The organism is Brevundimonas sp. (assembly GCF_027484365.1).
GTDB lineage: Bacteria > Pseudomonadota > Alphaproteobacteria > Caulobacterales > Caulobacteraceae > Brevundimonas.
On sequence record NZ_JAIXTC010000025.1, the window covers coordinates 1 to 15,294 of the forward strand.

Consider the following 15,294-nt stretch of genomic DNA (forward strand, 5'->3'; position numbering starts at 1 on the left):
CCGGCCTTGGCCAGGGTCATCGTGATCGCCGCCGTCAGCGTCGTCTTGCCGTGGTCCACGTGACCGATCGTGCCGATGTTGCAGTGCGGCTTGTTACGTTCGAACTTTTCCTTGGCCATGGCCAAACTCCTGATGGCCCGGGTTGAGGGGCGCTGGGTGCTATCAAAAACCTGGAGCGGGTAGACGGAATCGAACCGACATATTCAGCTTGGAAGGCTGCTGTATTACCATTATACTATACCCGCACGGAAACCACGGCAGCCCTTTGTTTTCACAAAGAAACTTCCGCAGCTGATCCTCTTCGAAAACCCTGTCGTCCGTATCGAAGGCGCGTGGTGGGGGAAGCAGGACTCGAACCTGCGAAGCTTACGCAGGGGATTTACAGTCCCCCCCCTTTGCCGCTCGGGACATTCCCCCAACGCGCCTTGTCGATCCGTCCGAACCGTCCCTGACCGATCTTTCGACCGGTGTCGGAACAAAAGGCTTCAAGGTCGGGACACGCCTGAGATAGAGGGAGCGCCAGACCCGAAAGCCCTAGGGCTCCAAATCGGAGGGCGTCTTATAGTGTCGAGAAATCCAGAACGCAACGACCGGAAATCGGGCAAAAAAGCGCCCGGCAAAACCGACGATCGAACCCGCAAGGGCGGGGCTTTCGACGCCCCGAAGGGCGGTCCCGACCGGGGCGGCTGGAACCCCAATCCGCCGGCCAAGAGCTTCAGCACGGCCGCGCCGCGGGCCGGTCGGGGCAAGGTGGACGCCGACGGATTCGTCTGGGGCCGCCATCCTGTCCTCGCCGCGCTGGAAAACCCGGCGCGGAAGGGGATGGGCCGTCTGCTGGCCACCGCCGACCGCGCCGCGGAGCTGGAGCGCGAGGGCATCCCCAACGGCCACAGGGTCGAGGTGATCGAATCGCTGGCTCTGGAGCGGATGCTGCCCGCCGGCGCGGTGCATCAGGGCCTGGCCTTCAAGGTCCAGCCGCTGGAAGGGGTGGCGCTGGAGGACTTCGCCGACCCGGCCGAGGGACTCATCGTCATGCTGGACCAGCTGACCGATCCCCAGAACGTCGGCGCCATCTTCCGCTCGGCCCTCGCCTTCGGGGCCAAGGGAATCATCGTGCAGGACAGGCATTCGCCGGTGCTGGCCGGGGCGCTGGCCAAGGCCTCGGCCGGGGCGACCGAACGCCTGCCCTGCGCGCGGGTGACGAATCTGTCCCGGGCGCTGGAGCGGCTCGCCGACCTGGGCTGGCGCGCGGTCGGGCTGGACGGGTCGTCGGACGAATTGCTTGAGAACGCGCTGGATCACCGGCCGACCGTTCTGGTCATGGGATCCGAGGGCGACGGCATCCGTCGGTTGGTGGCCGAACACTGTGACGTTCTGGCCAAAATTCCGATGCCGGGCGGATTCGAGAGTCTGAACGTGTCCAATGCGGCGGCCGTCGCCCTGTATGAGGCCACACGGAAGCAACGGCCGCTTGATTAACCCCGACCGCCTGCCCTAACAGCGCCCCATGGAATTCCTCAGCTCCCCCGAACTCGCCAGCCAGCTGTCCGCCCTGGGCAAGGTGCTCGCCATCGATCTGGTCCTGGCCGGCGACAATGCCGTGGCCGTGGGTCTGGCCGCCGCCGCCCTGCCGCAGGAGCTGCGTCGCAAGGCCATCCTGATCGGTCTGGCCGCCGCCGTGGTGCTGCGGATCGTCTTCGCCCTGGTCACGGTCCAGCTTCTGGCCATCATCGGCCTGCTGATCGCGGGCGGGGTGCTGCTGCTGTGGGTGTGCTGGAAGATGTGGCGCGAGCTGCAGGAGGCCGCGACCCACGACCAGGCCGAGGCCCAGGCCGAGCTCGAGCTGGCCATCGCTATCGAGCACGGCAAGGGCCCCTCGCCCGAGGAAATGGGGCTGAAGCGCAAGACCTTCGGCGCGGCCCTGGTGCAGATCCTGATCGCCGACGTGACCATGTCGCTGGACAATGTGCTGGCCGTGGCCGGCGCGGCCCATGACCACCCGTGGATCATGGTGTTCGGCCTGGTTCTGTCGATCGGCCTGATGGGCGTCGCGGCCACCTATATCGCCAAGCTGCTGAGCAAATACCGCTGGATCGGCTATGTCGGCCTGGTCATCGTCCTCTATGTCGCGGTGCACATGATCTGGGACGGCTACCGCTCCACCGTGGTTCGCGCCCTTGCGGTCGAACAGCACAACGCCTCGGCCCCGGCCTTCCTCGATATCACCGCCTATGAGGTGCAGAAGTCCTGCCGGCCCGAGGTGGGCGAGAAGCTGACGGTCTGCCTGGCCCAGCAGGCGATCGCCAAGCCCTGATCCGACCTGACCGGGCGCACGATCCGGCTTTCGGTCGCGTCGGGGCCAAGCTAGGGTCTCAGGGCGCGGTCAGGTCGGACACGGGTCCGCGTCGCCGCGCGGAGGAACCCGCATGAGCCTTCTTCTCGTCCTCGCCCTGATCGGCGCCCCCCTGTCGGCGGGTTCGGCCTCGGCCACGCCGCCTGCAGCCGTCCAGGCCGGGCCGCGCAACGTCCCCGTCGGCGATCCCCTGCGCCGTCCGATCCTCGACGCCCTGCGGCCGGCGATCCAGCGCGACCTCGGCGGCCAACCGGTCCAGTTCATGGTCGACAGGCTGCGGGTCCAGGGCGACTGGGCCTTCTATGCGGGTTCGGTCCAGCAGCCGAACGGCCGGCCGATCGACTTCAGCAAGACCCGTTACGCCAGCGCACTCGAGAACGGCGTCTTCGACGGTCCCGGGACCTTCGCCCTGCTGCGCCGGAGCGCAGGGACGTGGCGGGTGGTGACCTTCGTCGTCGGTCCGACCGACGTGGCCTATCTGGCCTGGCCGGACGAGCACGGCGCGCCGATGCGCCTGTTCGAATAGTCAGACGGCGCGCAGCCAGCCGGTGACCGACACGCGGTCGGCACCGGCGGAGAGGGCGACCTGGGTCACCGAATGGGGCGCGGGGACCTTGAGCAGGTTCAGGGTGTTGAAGCGCGGGGTGAAGGCCTCGCCGACATTGCCCTCGGCGTCGTGGAAGGCCAGCAGGCCGCCCCAGTCGATGCGCCAGCCGGGCGTCAGGCCCAGGACATAGGCATAGAGCCGGTTCTTGCCGTCGGCCGTGTCGTCGTGGTCGGTCAGGAAATGGCCCTTGCGGAAGCGGGTCAGCTGGGCGTCGGCGAGGGCGATCCGGGGCTCACCGGTCGCCTCCCGCATCAGGCCCAGGAAGGCCTCGCCGTTCAGGAAGGCGACCAGATCGGCCCAGACCGGCTCGGCGGTCCCGGCCTCGACCATGTCGTAGATGGGGTGGTTGTCGAACAGATACTGGAAGTCGTCCGTGGCGGCGGCCTGGACCGCCTGTCCGAGCGCCTGTCGCTGATGCGGCTCCAGCGAGTGCAGCCAGGCGGCCGACAGGTCGACATGGCCGGTCGTGCGGCGGGTGACGACGTTGAAGTCGGGCGTTTCGGCCTCGACCCTCAGGTGTTCGGCGTAGGGGACGGCCAGAAGATCGTGCAGCTGGGCGCGGCCGGTAGCGGCGAGGCGCGAACGCACCGCCCGGAGGGTCGCCGGCGAATGATCCGCCAGCGCGGGCGTCACTGGGCCCCTCCGAACCGCTCGCTCCACTCGGCGACCTGGACGTCCTCGATCTTCCTGAACAGCACCTCGGCGGCGGCGACGGTCTGACCGCGCGGCAGCTGGTCCAGCAGAGGCGCGTCGACGGCGGGCCAGGCGAGGTCGGCCTCGCCCACGGCAGCGGCGATCTTCTCGGCCGAGGCGGGCATGACGGGCGCCGCGATGCGCGCGAACAGGGCGACGAGGTTCAGGCCGGTCCGGACGCCGACGGCGGCACGGTCGACATCGGTCTTGAAGGCGGTCCAGGGCGCGGCTTCCTGAAGGTATTCGTTGCCGAGCACCCAGACGGCGCGCAGGGCCTGGCAGGCCTTGCGGAACTCCATGGCCTCGAAGGCCTCGGTGGCCTCGGCGATGCCGGCGCGGACGTCGGCCTCAAGCTTCTCTTCCAGCGGGCCGGGTTCACCGCCCTCGGGGACGACGCCGTCGAACTTCGATTCCGCGAACTTGACGATCCGGTTGACGAAATTCCCCAGCACGTCGGCCAGATCCTTGTTGGTCGTCGACTGGAATTGCTCCCAGGTGAAGGCCGCGTCCGACCCTTCCGGCCCATAGGCGGTCAGATGCCAGCGCCAGTAGTCGGCGGGCAGGATTTCCAGCGCCTGATCCATGAAGACGCCGCGCTTCTGGGAGGTCGAGAACTTGCCGCCGTACCAGTTCAGCCAGTTGAAGGCTTTCAGGGTGTCGACCGTCTTCCACGGCTCGCCCGAGCCGAGGATGGTCGCGGGGAAGCTGACGGTGTGGAAGGCGACATTGTCCTTGCCCATGAACTGGACGTAGCGGACGTCGTCTGCGCCCTCGTCCGTGCGCCACCAGTCTCGCCAGGTCGTGCCGTTGGCCTCCGCCCATTCCTCGGTCGCGCCGATGTATTCGATGGGGGCGTCGAACCAGACGTAGAAGACCTTGCCCTCCATGCCCGGGCGCGGCCCGCCGTCGGGATCGACCACCGGCACGCCCCACTTGAGGTCGCGGGTGATGCCCCGGTCGATCAGCCCTTCGTCCAGATGTTTGAGCGCGATCGAGCGGGCCAGGGTCTGCCAGTCGCTCTTCGATTCGATCCAGTCGCGGATGCGGCCCTCGATCTTCGTCTGCAGCAGATAGAGGTGGCGGGTGTCGCGGACCTCGAGATTGGTCGAGCCCGAGACCGAGGAATAGGGGGCGATCAGGTCGGTCGGATCGAGCAGACGGCCGCAGTTGTCGCACTGGTCGCCGCGCGCGCCGACGTGACCGCAATGGGGGCAGGTCCCCTCGACATAGCGGTCGGGCAGGAAGCGGGCGTCGTCGATCGAGTAGATCATCCGGTCGACCCGTTCCTCGATCAGGCCGTTCTCTTCGAGGACTTCGGCAAAATGCTGGGTCAGGCGACGGTTGGGTTCGCGCGAGGAGCGGCCGAACCAGTCGTAGCTGAGCCCGAAGGCGGCGCCCGCCGCCTTCTGGATCTCATGCTGTTCGTCGCAATAGGTCTGGACGTCCTGACCGGCGGCGGCGGCGGCCAGCTCGGCCGGGGTGCCGTGCTCATCGGTGGCGCAGATATAGAGGGTCTCGTGGCCCTGGGCCCGCTTGAAGCGCGCGAAGACATCGGCCGGCAGCATGGACCCCGCAAGATTCCCCAGATGCTTGATGCCGTTGATGTACGGCAGCGCCGAGGTGATCAGGATGCGGGCCATGGGGTTCCGGTCGTTCTGGGGAGCGGACGGATATAGAGTGGCGAGGTCGCGGCGTCACCCCGCCGCTCCAGATGGAGGCCTGCCATGCCCATCATCCCCGTCGTACGGTCCAGCGCGATCCTGCGGTCGATCGCCTTCTACACCGAGGTGCTGGACTTCCGGCTGGTCGGCGTGTGGCCGGAACCGGCAGACCCTGGCTTCTCGATCCTGACCCGGAACGGCGACGAATTGCACCTGTCCAGTCATGGCGGCGACGGAGCCTATGGCCAGTCGATCACGGTGCTGGTCGACGAGGTGGACGAACTGTTCGCGCGGTTCAAGGCACGGGGGCTGGACGGGTCACACAAGCTGGACTCGCCGATCCATCAGGGCCCGACGGATCAGACCTGGGGCACGCGGGAGTTCTGTGTCGACGACCCCGACGGCAACAGGCTCTGCTTCACCCGGCGCTGACAGTGTCTAGGACACTTTACACATCGTCCCCCTCTAATGTACAGGATGCTTTACATGAGGGTAAGCGCCATCAAGGCGCGTCGATATGGAGCAAGACGATGCCGCGTGGTCTGGGCTGGACTCTCGCCGGGTGTTTCGCCGGCCTTGGAGCGCTCTTTTTCACCGTCTGGTCCGGATCCGCGGACTCGGCGAGCATGGCGGCCGTGATGTTCGCGGTCGCCTCGGTCATGATCGTGACCACCGAAGTCCGGCCCGGAGGTAACGGCCGTTGCCCTGACAAGACGCGGGATCAGGCCTCGACGGACTGAAGCCGCTTCGCGATCCTGACGAACCGGCCGGTCAGCAGGGTGGACGAAACGAGGCTGGCGATGATGACGGCCCAGACGAGGCCGTCGACGCCGATCCGGTGCGCGAGCACCCAGCCGAGCGGCATCATGACCCCGCCATAGGCGGCGAAGTGGATGATGGTCGGCCACCAGACGTCGCCGGCCGCGCGGTTGGCCTGGGCGGCGACGACCTGGATGCCGTCCGCCACGAAGAACAGGGTGGCCAGGACCAGGGCGGGCGCGGCGATGGCCAGCAGCAGGGGATCCCGGTTATAGGCGCCGACCAGCAGATGCGCGCCGGGCCAGACCAGTAGGGCGACGACCAGGGTCAGGCCGGTGACGACCCCGATCCCGACCAGTCCGGCCCGCAACGCCCCCTTACTGTCCCCTGCCCCATAGGCGCGACCGACCAGCACGGCCGTCGCCGACGACAGGCCCATGGGGACCATGAACACGATCGCCGAGACGTTCAGCACCACCGCCCAGGCCGCTGTCTCGTTGGCGCCCAGCTGACCCGCGATGAAGGTCATGGCCGCGAAGGCCGCGACCTCGATGAAATAGGAGGAGCCTCCGCCATAGCCGATGCGGCGCTGTTCGGCAGCGGCGACCGGATCGGGACGGGGTCGGGTGAAGACGCCCAGGGCCCGCGCCTCCGGCAGGCGGACGATGTAGACGACGAGGAAGATCGCCAGGGCCGCGCGCGCCGCGAAGGTGGCCCAGCAGGACGCCTCTGCGCCATGGATTCCGAGACCGAGCATGTCGGGGACGAGCAGCAGATTGAGCGCGAGATTGACCCCGTTGGCGACCCACATGGCGACCATACCGGGCTTCGGCTTGCCTAGGGCCTCGAGGAAGAACTGGGCCGCGACCGAGACGAGGTAGGCGGGCATGGACAGAGCGAGGACGATCAGGGCCGGACCCGCGCCCTCGGCCAGACCGGCTTCGAGATGGATCTGGCGCAGGAGCCAGGGGCCGAAGAAAATCAGGGCGATACAGGCGGCGACGCCGAGCTGGAGCGCATAGACAAAACCGCGCCGCAGCACCGCCCCGACCTCGGCGCGGCGTCCCTCGCCCAGCACCCGGGCCGTCATGACCTGGACGCCGAACAGCAGGCCGACCGCCGTGACGACGATGATCGAATGAGGCGCCCAGGCGAGGGAATGGAAGGCCAGTTCCCGCGAGGCGTAATTGCCGACCACGATCGCGTCGGTCAGCCCCATGGTCATGATGCCGATGCGCGCCAGCACCACCGGCCAGGCCAGGGTCAGGAGCTCGCGGGTCGCGGCGCGGGTGGCGGGGGAGAGGAAGGTCATGGGAGGCGGCGCAGACCACGGTCCGACGGTGGGGTCAACCCGATCCTTCTCCCCTTGCGGGAGAAGGTGGCAGCCAAAGGCTGACGGATGAGGGGTCGTACCGGAGGCTGGAGTAAGGGCGGGCAAAGCTGACTTCAAACGTCAGCGTGACCCCTCATCCGACCTCGCTTCGCTCGGCCACCTTCTCCCGCAAGGGGAGAAGGCGTTCTTCACCACGCCCCCATCTCGCGCAGCTGTTTCGCAAGGTCCTCGGGCATGTCGCCGGCGTCGAGGGAGGACAGGTCGGCGGGCGCGTCCTTGGGGTCGAAGTAACGCCAACCCTGGAAGGGGCGGCGGGCCAGGGGCGCCGTGCGGATGACCCGGGGCGCGAGGGTGATCCGGCACCGGGACGTCTTGCCCTCGCCTTCGGTCGTGATGTCGGTGATCGGCATGCGGCAGGCGACCGAACCCTTGATGACCCAGTAGAGGGAGCCGCCGTCCTCGATCTCGGCGGCGCGCTTGGGCGTCATCCGGGTGTGGACGATCAGCCATTCATTCTTCGCGGCGCGACGCTCCAGCGTCTCGACCTCTGAAACGCCGACGCAGAGCTTGATCATGTGGAGAGGCATGTCGCCCATATACTCTCCGCTCATCCCCGCGAAAGCGGGGACCCAGTGTTTTGGGCGAGATGTCTCACCAATTGGGCCCTGCCGTTGATCCCCGACGCCTGTGCCTCACAAAAGAACTGGGTCCCCGCTTTGGCTGTTTCACGCCGCCCTGCGGGTCGCGGGGATGAGCGGGATCAAGACTGTTCCGTAACCCGGGCCAGAACCGCGTCCGCCGTCACCTGATCCCCGACCGCGTAGCCGATCTCGCCGACCACGCCGTCGAAGGGGGCGGTCAGGGCGTGCTCCATCTTCATGGCTTCCAGGACGATGACCGGCTGGCCCCTGGTCACCGTGTCGCCGGCCTTGGCGGGGGTGGCGACGATCTTGCCGGGCATGGGGGCGCGGAGGGAGCCGTCCGAGGCGGTGCCGCCCGATCCGGAAGCATACGAGGGCTTGGCCACAAGCAGAGCGTCGCCGCCGGCAAACAACACCAGGTCACCGCCAATCTTGTTCTGCCCAAATCGTTTGTCGCCCACCCAGACAGCGCCATGGCCCCAATCGCCATAGTCGTAGCGGACGGCGCGCTGGTCGGCTCCGTCACCGATTATCCAGGTCGAGTCACTGGACTGGGCGGAGACCGCATTCATCACAACCTTGCGGCCGTTCACCGATGCCACAAAGACTGACTTGGGACCGCCATTGAGCCGGAAGCCCAAGGCTCCACTGAGCGGGTTGAAGGCACCAAAGAAGTCGTTCCCATGAAGCTGACCTTCGGGCTCGTAAGTGTGCTGAGCGAAGAGAGCGATGGCTGCCAAGTCGCGCTCACCATCCTCGGCGGCCACGAGGTGTTCCTCCTCCGCCGCGATGAACCCCGTATCCACATCCCCCGCCACGAACCGCGGATGCTCCAGGCACCGCACGAGGAACCCGGCATTGGTCCGGACCGGCCACACCTCGACCGCGCCGCACGCCTCCGCCAGCCCCGCCGCCGCCGCCTCACGCGTATCCTCATGCACGATCAGCTTGGCGATCATGGGGTCATAGAACTGACTGACCTCGCCGCCCTGTTCGACGCCGGTGTCGATGCGGATGTCGTCGGGCAGGACGAAATGGTCGAGCTTGCCGATCGAGGGCAGGAAGCCGTTGGCCGGGTCTTCGGCATAGAGGCGAGCCTCCATGGCCCAGCCGTTCATCGGGATGTCGACCTGTTTCAGCGGGACGGGCTCGCCGGCGGCGGCACGGAATTGCCATTCGACGAGGTCGACGCCGGTGATGCTCTCCGTGACCGGGTGTTCGACCTGGAGCCGGGTGTTCATCTCCATGAACCAGATGCGGTCGGCCTTGAGCCCGTCGGAGGCGTCGGCGATGAACTCGATGGTGCCGGCGCCGATGTAGTTCACGGCCTTGGCCGCCTTCACGGCCGCCGAGGTGACGGCCTCGCGCGTCGCCGCGTCCATACCGGGGGCCGGGGCCTCCTCGATGACCTTCTGGTGGCGGCGCTGGAGGGAGCAGTCGCGCTCGTACAGGTGGACCACCTCGCCGTGGCTGTCGCCGAAGACCTGAACCTCGATGTGGCGCGGCGACAGGATGTATTTCTCGATCAGGACCCGGTCGTCGCCGAAGCTGGAGGCGGCCTCGCGCTGACAGGAGGCCAGGCCGTCGAGGAAGGCCTCGCTCGCATCGACGCGCCGCATGCCCTTGCCGCCGCCGCCCGCGACCGCCTTGATCAGGACCGGATAGCCGATGGCGTCGGCCTCGGATTTCAGCCGGTCGGGCGACTGGTCCTCGCCCATATAGCCGGGGGTGACGGGCACGCCGGCCTCGACCATCAGGGTCTTGGCCGCGTCCTTGAGGCCCATGGCGCGGATCGAGGCCGGCGGAGCGCCGATCCAGACAATCCCGGCGGCCATGACGGCCTCGGCGAACTCGGCGTTCTCCGACAGGAAGCCGTAGCCGGGATGGATGGCCTCGGCGCCCGTGGACCGGGCGGCGGCCAGGACCTTGTCGGCGACCAGATAGGACTCCCGGGCCGCCGCCGGGCCGATCAGGACGGCTTCGTCGGCCTCGCGCACGTGCAAGGCGTCGGCGTCCGCCTCGGAATAGACGGCGACGGTGCGGATCCCCATCCGCTTGGCGGTGCGGAAAACGCGACAGGCGATCTCGCCGCGATTGGCGACCAGGACGGACTTGAACATGGACCCGGTTTAGAGCGGCCCGGAGCGGTTGTCTCCTCCCCGTCGCGCAGCGATGGGGAGGTGGCGCGGCGCTTCTTCAGCGCCGTGACGGAGGGGGCGACGCGATGTGTGGGTCGAGGGCTGATGGTGCTCGCCCGTCGAGACCGGGTCGCCCCCTCCGTCTGCTCGCGAAGAGCTCGCATCCACCTCCCCATTCGCCAAGCGGCGAACAGGGAGGAGACGTGAATCCCTACTCCGCCCAGCGGGCCGGGCGCTTTTCGAGGAAGGCGCGGACGCCCTCCTGGCCCTCGGGCGAGACGCGGGCGCGGGCGATGCGTTTGGCGGTCTCCTCCATCAGGCCGTGGTCGATGTGACGGCCGGCGACGTCGCGGACCAGCCGCTTGGCCTCGCCCATGGCACCGGGGGCGTTCTGGCTCAGGCTGTCGGTCAGCATGGAGACGAACTCGTCGATCGAGCCCTCGGGCAGGACCATGTCGATGATCCCGGCGTGGGCCGCATAGTCCGCGTCGAAGATGTTGGCCGTCAGGAACAGCTGTCTGGCGCGGCGGGCGCCGACGGCCTCGATCACATAGGGGGCGATGGTGCCGGGGATCAGGCCCAGCTTGACCTCGGAGAAGGCGAAGCGCGATCCCTCCACGGCCACGGCCATGTCGCAGGCGCAGACGATGCCGGCGCCGCCGCCCATGGCCGCGCCCTCGACCAGGGCGACCGTCAGGGCCGGGATGTCGTGCAGGGCCTTGAGCATCTTCGCCAGCATCATGGCGTCGTCGCGATTGTCGCTCTCGGACCAGTCGATGGCGTCGCGCATCCAGTTCAGGTCGCCGCCGGCGCTGAAGGTGCCGCCCGCGCCGCGGATGAAGACCACCCGCACATTGTCGGCCCCGCCGAGGGTCTCGAACGTCTCGTGTAGAGCGGCGACGGTGGCGGCGTCGAAGGCGTTCTTCCTGTGCGGCCGGTTGATGGTGACGAACACCACGCCGTCGGCGGTGCCGTCGACCTGGACCAGGTCGTCATTGGCGTCGGGCGCGGGGTCGGGCACCAGGGGCTGGGCGATCGCATTGATCTCCGCGGCCTCGGCGTCGGTGATGTCCAGGGCGTTCAGGTCGGATTCGTCGGGTTTGTCGGTCATGGAAGACTCCTCAATCACATCCTGAACACGCCAAAGGTCGTGTCGGGTATCGGCGCGTTCAGACTGGCGGAAATCGCCAGGCCGAGGACGTCGCGGGTCTGGGTCGGGTCGATGACGCCGTCGTCCCACAAACGCGCGGTGGCGTGGTAGGGATTGCCCTCGTCCTCGTACTTCTGGCGGACCGGCGCCTTGAAGGCCTCGGCCTGTTCCGGGGTCCAGCTGTCGGCGTCGCGGTGGACGGTGGCCAGCACGGCGGCCGCCTGTTCGCCGCCCATCACGCTGATCCGGGAGTTGGGCCAGGTGAACAGGAAGCGCGGGCCGAAGGCGCGGCCGCACATACCATAGTTGCCGGCGCCGAAGGAGCCGCCGATCAGGATGGTGAACTTGGGCACGGAGGCGCTGGCGACGGCGGTGACCAGTTTCGCGCCGTCCTTGGCGATGCCGCCGGCCTCGTACTTTCCGCCGACCATGAAGCCGGAGATGTTCTGCAGGAAGACCAGCGGGATCTTCCGCTTGCAGGCCAGTTCGATGAAGTGGGCGCCCTTCAGCGCACTCTCGGAGAACAGCACGCCGTTGTTGGCCAGGATGGCGACCGGATAGCCCCAGATCCGGGCGAAGCCGCAAACCAGGGTGGTGCCGTACAGCGCCTTGAACTCCTCGAATTCGGAGCCGTCGACGATGCGGCCGATGACCTCGCGCACGTCATAGGGGGCGCGGACGTCGTCGGGGATCAGGCCGTAGAGCTCCTGCGGGTCGAGGACGGGCTCCTTCGGCTCGCGGACATCCATGTCCACGCGCTTGACGCTGTTCAGATGGCCGACGATGTCGCGCACGATTTCCAGCGCGTGTTCGTCGGTCTCGGCGACATAGTCGACCACGCCGGAGCGGCGGCCGTGGGTCTCGGCGCCGCCCAGCTCCTCGGCCGAGATGACCTCGCCGGTGGCGGCCTTCACCAGGGGCGGACCGGCCAGGAAGATGGTGCCCTGGTTGCGGACGATGACCGTCTCGTCCGACATGGCCGGGACATAGGCGCCGCCCGCAGTGCAGGAGCCCATGACGCAGGCGATCTGGGGGATGCCCTTGGCCGACATCTGCGCCTGGTTGAAGAAGATGCGGCCGAAATGGTCGCGGTCGGGGAAGACCTCGGCCTGGTGCGGCAGGTTGGCCCCGCCGGAATCGACCAGATAGACGCAGGGCAGGTTGTTCTGCTCGGCGATCTCCTGGGCGCGCAGGTGCTTCTTCACCGTCATCGGGAAATAGGCGCCGCCCTTCACCGTCGGATCGTTGGCGACGATCATGACCTCGCGGCCCGAGACGCGGCCGACACCACAGATCATGCCCGCGCCGGGGGCCTCGTCATTGTACATGCCGTTGGCGGCGAGCTGGCCGATCTCGAGGAAGGGCGAGCCGGGATCGAGCAGGCGTTCGACCCGGTCGCGGGGCAGGAGCTTGCCGCGCGAGACGTGCCGGTCGCGGCTGGCGTCGGAGCCTCCCCGCCCCGCCTTCGCGACCCGTTCGCGCAGGTCCGCGTTCAGGGCGGTGTTGTGGGCGTGCAGCGCCTTGAAGCTCGGCGAATGCGGGTCGATGGCGGAGGACAGCTTCGGCATGGGGCGAGGTTTACGAGCGGTCGCGACGGAAGGCAAAGGCGGACCCTCTCCCCTTGTGGGAGAGGGCTTGAGGCTCGCAGAGCGGAGCGATGCGTCTTTAGCCGAAAGGGTGAGGGGTTTTGCTGAGTGACCGATGGGCGTCGGTTTGACCCCTCACCCGCCGGCGCAAGAACGATCGCTGCGCTCTCGTGCGCCGCCTCCCTCTCCCGCAGGGGGAGAGGGTCATTTTCTCAGCAACCGGTCTCTTGCCGCATTCAACCGCGCCGCAAGACCCTCGGTGCCGCCCTGATCGGGATGGGCGCGGCCCATCAAACGTCGCCAGGCGGCGTTGATGGCTTCAGGGGTGGCGTCGGCGGAAACGCCGAGGATGGAGCGGGCCTCGGCGTCGCCGAGACTCTCACGCTTCCCCGGCACGGACCGGATGCGCGACGCCACGGTCAGCCACAGGGCCGCGCCGACGAGGGCTCCGCCGCTGATCCATGCGCCCTTCGACAGGGCGAGCGCCCCTCCGGCCAGCATGACGGCGGAAATCAGTGTGGCGGCGACGCGCCACTGGCCACGGCGGGGGCCTTCGGTCTGACGGCCCAGCCGGACCAGGGCCCAGACGCCGATGCCGACCAGCACCAGCCAGATCAGGCCCATGGCGAGACCCGGGTCAGGCCGCCGCGTCCAGGGCCGGAAGGGCAACGGCGTCGAGACCCAGAGACTGCATCAGGTTGCGCATCTCCTGACGGGCGGCGACGTGGGCCAGGGACACGGCCACGGGGCGCACCTCGTTGGACAGGTCGGCGACCGTCAGGCCGAACGGGAACAGCTCGCGGTAGATGACCCGGTCGCGCAGGCCCGGACCGACGCGGAAGCCGACCCGCTTGGCCAGTTTCTGCATCTTCTCTTCCAGGCGCCGCCGGTTGCGGGCCTCAGCGACGGCCAGGCGGTTGGTGATGATCACCCAGTCGATGGCGGCCTGGCGACCGTCCTTGATCGCACGATGCTTGCGGGCCTCCCAGACGCTCTCGGAATAGGTCGAGGGTTTGAGCAGGTCCAGGGTCACCGGATCGACCGTGCCCAGCATGTCGAAATCGACGAAACTGTCGTTCATCGGGGTGACGATCTGGTCGGCCCGGGCGTGGGCCGCGCGCGAGAGGGCGGTGTCGCCGCCGGGGGTGTCGATCAGGATCACGTCTGCGTCCTGGGCTTCGGCGAAGGCGGCCTCGAAGCGGGCGATCTGTTCGGCCTCGTCGGCCTTCGCCAGGGCCTTGCCCTCGCCGAGATCGGGCTCGAACGGCATGGGCAGGGTCACGCCGTTGGCGGCGGTCCAGGCGGCGCGGTGGGAGAAGAAGTGCGACATCGACCGCTGACGCAGATCCAGATCCAGGACCGCGACGCGCCGGCCGGCATGCAGCAGACCGCAGACGATGTGGATGGCCAGGGTGGACTTGCCCGCCCCGCCCTTTTCATTGCCGACGACGATGACCTGGGGCTGCGTCATGATCCGATGATCCGAAAGCTGGCGACGACCGACTCACTCGCCGGTCCTCATGGTTCGCCAGAATCGGGGGAGCCGCCCCTTCCGTCAACGAAAGGTTAAGCGACGCCTGTGGAGGCTTTCTTCTTGGGGCGCTAACGCTCGACGCGCGGCGTCTCGCTGCTTGAGCGCGGATCTGGGCGCCAACGCTCGACGCGCAGCGTCTCGCTGCTTGAGCGCGATGGAGGGCTCAGCCCCGCCGCAGACATCCGAGCTGCGCGGCATCGGCGGCGCGGCACACGGCGCGGGCCGCGTGGGCAGGGGCGATGACCTTGAGACGGGTCAGGCGGCGGCCATCGACCTCGACCGGCTCGAAGGTCGGAGACAGTTCGGCCACGGCACGGCCGGCTGAGGCGATCCGCGTCCAGGCGGCGCGCGCGGCTGCCGGGCTCGAGAAGGCGCCGAGTTGCAGGGTCGTGGGTGAAGCCGGGGGCGGAGGCACGGCAGCGGGCGTCGCGCGGACCTCGCTGCGTTCAACGCGACGCGGCTGGATCCGGTCGGAGACCTGCTGCACGACGGCCTCGGCGACCACCGGGGCGGCGGCCTCAATGAGAGCGGGAGACGCGCGTTCGACCGCGCCGCGCAGGCCGGCGTCGCGGGCGTCCCACAGGTCGTGAGGGTCCATGACCTCGACGCGAAGGGCACCGGGATTCACGACCGTTTCGGTCGAGGCGAGCGCGGGGCGGAGGCCTTGCTCGGCGGCTGTGCGGACAGGGCGGGCCTCCCCGTCGAGCGGGATCTCGGCCACGGCCTGGGCCATGGACTCGAACCGGTGCGGGTCGCCCTCGACCAGGCTGCACGACGACGTCGCGATACCGGCGAGACCAAGGAGCACTGGACGAAGCATTCTGCTGGGCGTCATAAGC

General features: G+C 68.3%; 15 protein-coding genes and 2 tRNA genes. 4 read left to right on the forward strand and 13 right to left on the reverse strand.

All coding sequences use genetic code 11. From position 1 onward, the window contains the following. The 3 genes from Q0044_RS13330 to Q0044_RS13340 form a co-directional block, all read right to left on the reverse strand. On the reverse strand, positions 1–119 hold a 119-nt coding region (locus Q0044_RS13330; protein WP_293345763.1), incomplete at its 3' end, for a GTP-binding protein. Positions 120–171: 52 nt separating this feature from the next. Continuing rightward, a tRNA-Gly gene (locus tag Q0044_RS13335) sits at positions 172–245 on the reverse strand. Positions 246–333: 88 nt separating this feature from the next. Further along, positions 334–417, reverse strand: a tRNA-Tyr gene (locus Q0044_RS13340). A 147-nt stretch (positions 418–564) separates the two neighbouring features. Here Q0044_RS13340 and rlmB point away from each other — a divergent pair. The 3 genes from rlmB to Q0044_RS13355 all read left to right on the forward strand — a co-directional run bounded on the left by rlmB (position 565) and on the right by Q0044_RS13355 (position 2,879). After that, entirely contained in the window at positions 565–1,479 is a 915-nt protein-coding gene (rlmB, locus tag Q0044_RS13345) for a 23S rRNA (guanosine(2251)-2'-O)-methyltransferase RlmB (RefSeq protein ID WP_298162906.1), read from the forward strand. Between the two features lie 28 nt (positions 1,480–1,507). Further along, a complete protein-coding gene (locus Q0044_RS13350) occupies positions 1,508–2,314 on the forward strand; it encodes a TerC family protein (protein WP_298162907.1) in 807 nt (268 codons plus the stop codon). A 112-nt stretch (positions 2,315–2,426) separates the two neighbouring features. Then, entirely contained in the window at positions 2,427–2,879 is a 453-nt protein-coding gene (locus tag Q0044_RS13355; RefSeq protein ID WP_298162908.1) for a hypothetical protein, read from the forward strand. Here Q0044_RS13355 and Q0044_RS13360 read toward each other — a convergent pair whose 3' ends face one another. Both Q0044_RS13360 and metG read right to left on the reverse strand, forming a co-directional pair. After that, positions 2,880–3,593: a 2OG-Fe(II) oxygenase gene (locus tag Q0044_RS13360; RefSeq protein ID WP_298162909.1), complete on the reverse strand. Its 714-nt coding sequence runs from the start codon at positions 3,591–3,593 to the stop codon at positions 2,880–2,882. Continuing rightward, the gene (gene metG / locus Q0044_RS13365; RefSeq protein ID WP_298162910.1) at positions 3,590–5,293 is read right to left on the reverse strand and encodes a methionine--tRNA ligase; all 1,704 of its coding nucleotides are present in this window, start codon (positions 5,291–5,293) and stop codon (positions 3,590–3,592) included. Before metG ends, Q0044_RS13360 begins: the two co-directional genes overlap by 4 nt. Positions 5,294–5,377: 84 nt before the next feature. On the opposite strand from metG, the gene Q0044_RS13370 reads away from it, so the two are divergent. Further along, positions 5,378–5,746 (forward strand): bleomycin resistance protein, encoded by a 369-nt coding sequence (locus Q0044_RS13370; RefSeq protein WP_298162911.1) that lies wholly within the window; start codon positions 5,378–5,380, stop codon positions 5,744–5,746. Between the two features lie 289 nt (positions 5,747–6,035). On the opposite strand, the gene Q0044_RS13375 is transcribed toward Q0044_RS13370, so the two are convergent. From Q0044_RS13375 to Q0044_RS13410, 8 genes are all read right to left on the reverse strand, one after another. Next, complete coding sequence (locus Q0044_RS13375; protein WP_298162912.1) at positions 6,036–7,385, reverse strand: MATE family efflux transporter; 1,350 nt, start codon at positions 7,383–7,385, stop codon at positions 6,036–6,038. 209 nt (positions 7,386–7,594) lie between these two features. After that, the gene (locus tag Q0044_RS13380) at positions 7,595–7,993 is read right to left on the reverse strand and encodes a DUF1489 family protein (RefSeq protein ID WP_298163049.1); all 399 of its coding nucleotides are present in this window, start codon (positions 7,991–7,993) and stop codon (positions 7,595–7,597) included. 173 nt (positions 7,994–8,166) lie between these two features. Beyond that, positions 8,167–10,167, reverse strand: a complete 2,001-nt coding sequence (locus tag Q0044_RS13385; protein WP_298162913.1) for an acetyl/propionyl/methylcrotonyl-CoA carboxylase subunit alpha — start codon at positions 10,165–10,167, stop codon at positions 8,167–8,169. A gap of 229 nt (positions 10,168–10,396) precedes the next feature. Continuing rightward, positions 10,397–11,296, reverse strand: coding sequence for an enoyl-CoA hydratase-related protein (locus Q0044_RS13390; RefSeq protein WP_298162914.1), 900 nt, complete (start codon positions 11,294–11,296; stop codon positions 10,397–10,399). A gap of 14 nt (positions 11,297–11,310) precedes the next feature. Next, the gene (locus Q0044_RS13395) at positions 11,311–12,903 is read right to left on the reverse strand and encodes a carboxyl transferase domain-containing protein (protein ID WP_298162915.1); all 1,593 of its coding nucleotides are present in this window, start codon (positions 12,901–12,903) and stop codon (positions 11,311–11,313) included. Between the two features lie 222 nt (positions 12,904–13,125). Then, entirely contained in the window at positions 13,126–13,545 is a 420-nt protein-coding gene (locus Q0044_RS13400) for a J domain-containing protein (RefSeq protein ID WP_298162916.1), read from the reverse strand. Between the two features lie 13 nt (positions 13,546–13,558). Beyond that, a complete protein-coding gene (locus Q0044_RS13405; protein ID WP_298162917.1) occupies positions 13,559–14,392 on the reverse strand; it encodes a division plane positioning ATPase MipZ in 834 nt (277 codons plus the stop codon). A gap of 226 nt (positions 14,393–14,618) precedes the next feature. After that, entirely contained in the window at positions 14,619–15,263 is a 645-nt protein-coding gene (locus Q0044_RS13410; RefSeq protein ID WP_298162918.1) for an SPOR domain-containing protein, read from the reverse strand. Positions 15,264–15,294: the final 31 nt, after the last annotated feature.

Coding starts and splice junctions, on each gene's coding strand:
- Q0044_RS13350 (WP_298162907.1), top strand. CDS start 1,508: ATGGAATTCCTCAGCTCCCCCGAACTCGCCAGCCAGCTGTCCGCCCTG.
- Q0044_RS13355 (WP_298162908.1), top strand. CDS start 2,427: ATGAGCCTTCTTCTCGTCCTCGCCCTGATCGGCGCCCCCCTGTCGGCG.
- metG (WP_298162910.1), bottom strand. CDS start 5,293: ATGGCCCGCATCCTGATCACCTCGGCGCTGCCGTACATCAACGGCATC.
- Q0044_RS13370 (WP_298162911.1), top strand. CDS start 5,378: ATGCCCATCATCCCCGTCGTACGGTCCAGCGCGATCCTGCGGTCGATC.
- Q0044_RS13375 (WP_298162912.1), bottom strand. CDS start 7,385: ATGACCTTCCTCTCCCCCGCCACCCGCGCCGCGACCCGCGAGCTCCTG.
- Q0044_RS13380 (WP_298163049.1), bottom strand. CDS start 7,993: ATGCCTCTCCACATGATCAAGCTCTGCGTCGGCGTTTCAGAGGTCGAG.
- Q0044_RS13385 (WP_298162913.1), bottom strand. CDS start 10,167: ATGTTCAAGTCCGTCCTGGTCGCCAATCGCGGCGAGATCGCCTGTCGC.
- Q0044_RS13390 (WP_298162914.1), bottom strand. CDS start 11,296: ATGACCGACAAACCCGACGAATCCGACCTGAACGCCCTGGACATCACC.
- Q0044_RS13395 (WP_298162915.1), bottom strand. CDS start 12,903: ATGCCGAAGCTGTCCTCCGCCATCGACCCGCATTCGCCGAGCTTCAAG.
- Q0044_RS13400 (WP_298162916.1), bottom strand. CDS start 13,545: ATGGGCCTGATCTGGCTGGTGCTGGTCGGCATCGGCGTCTGGGCCCTG.
- Q0044_RS13405 (WP_298162917.1), bottom strand. CDS start 14,392: ATGACGCAGCCCCAGGTCATCGTCGTCGGCAATGAAAAGGGCGGGGCG.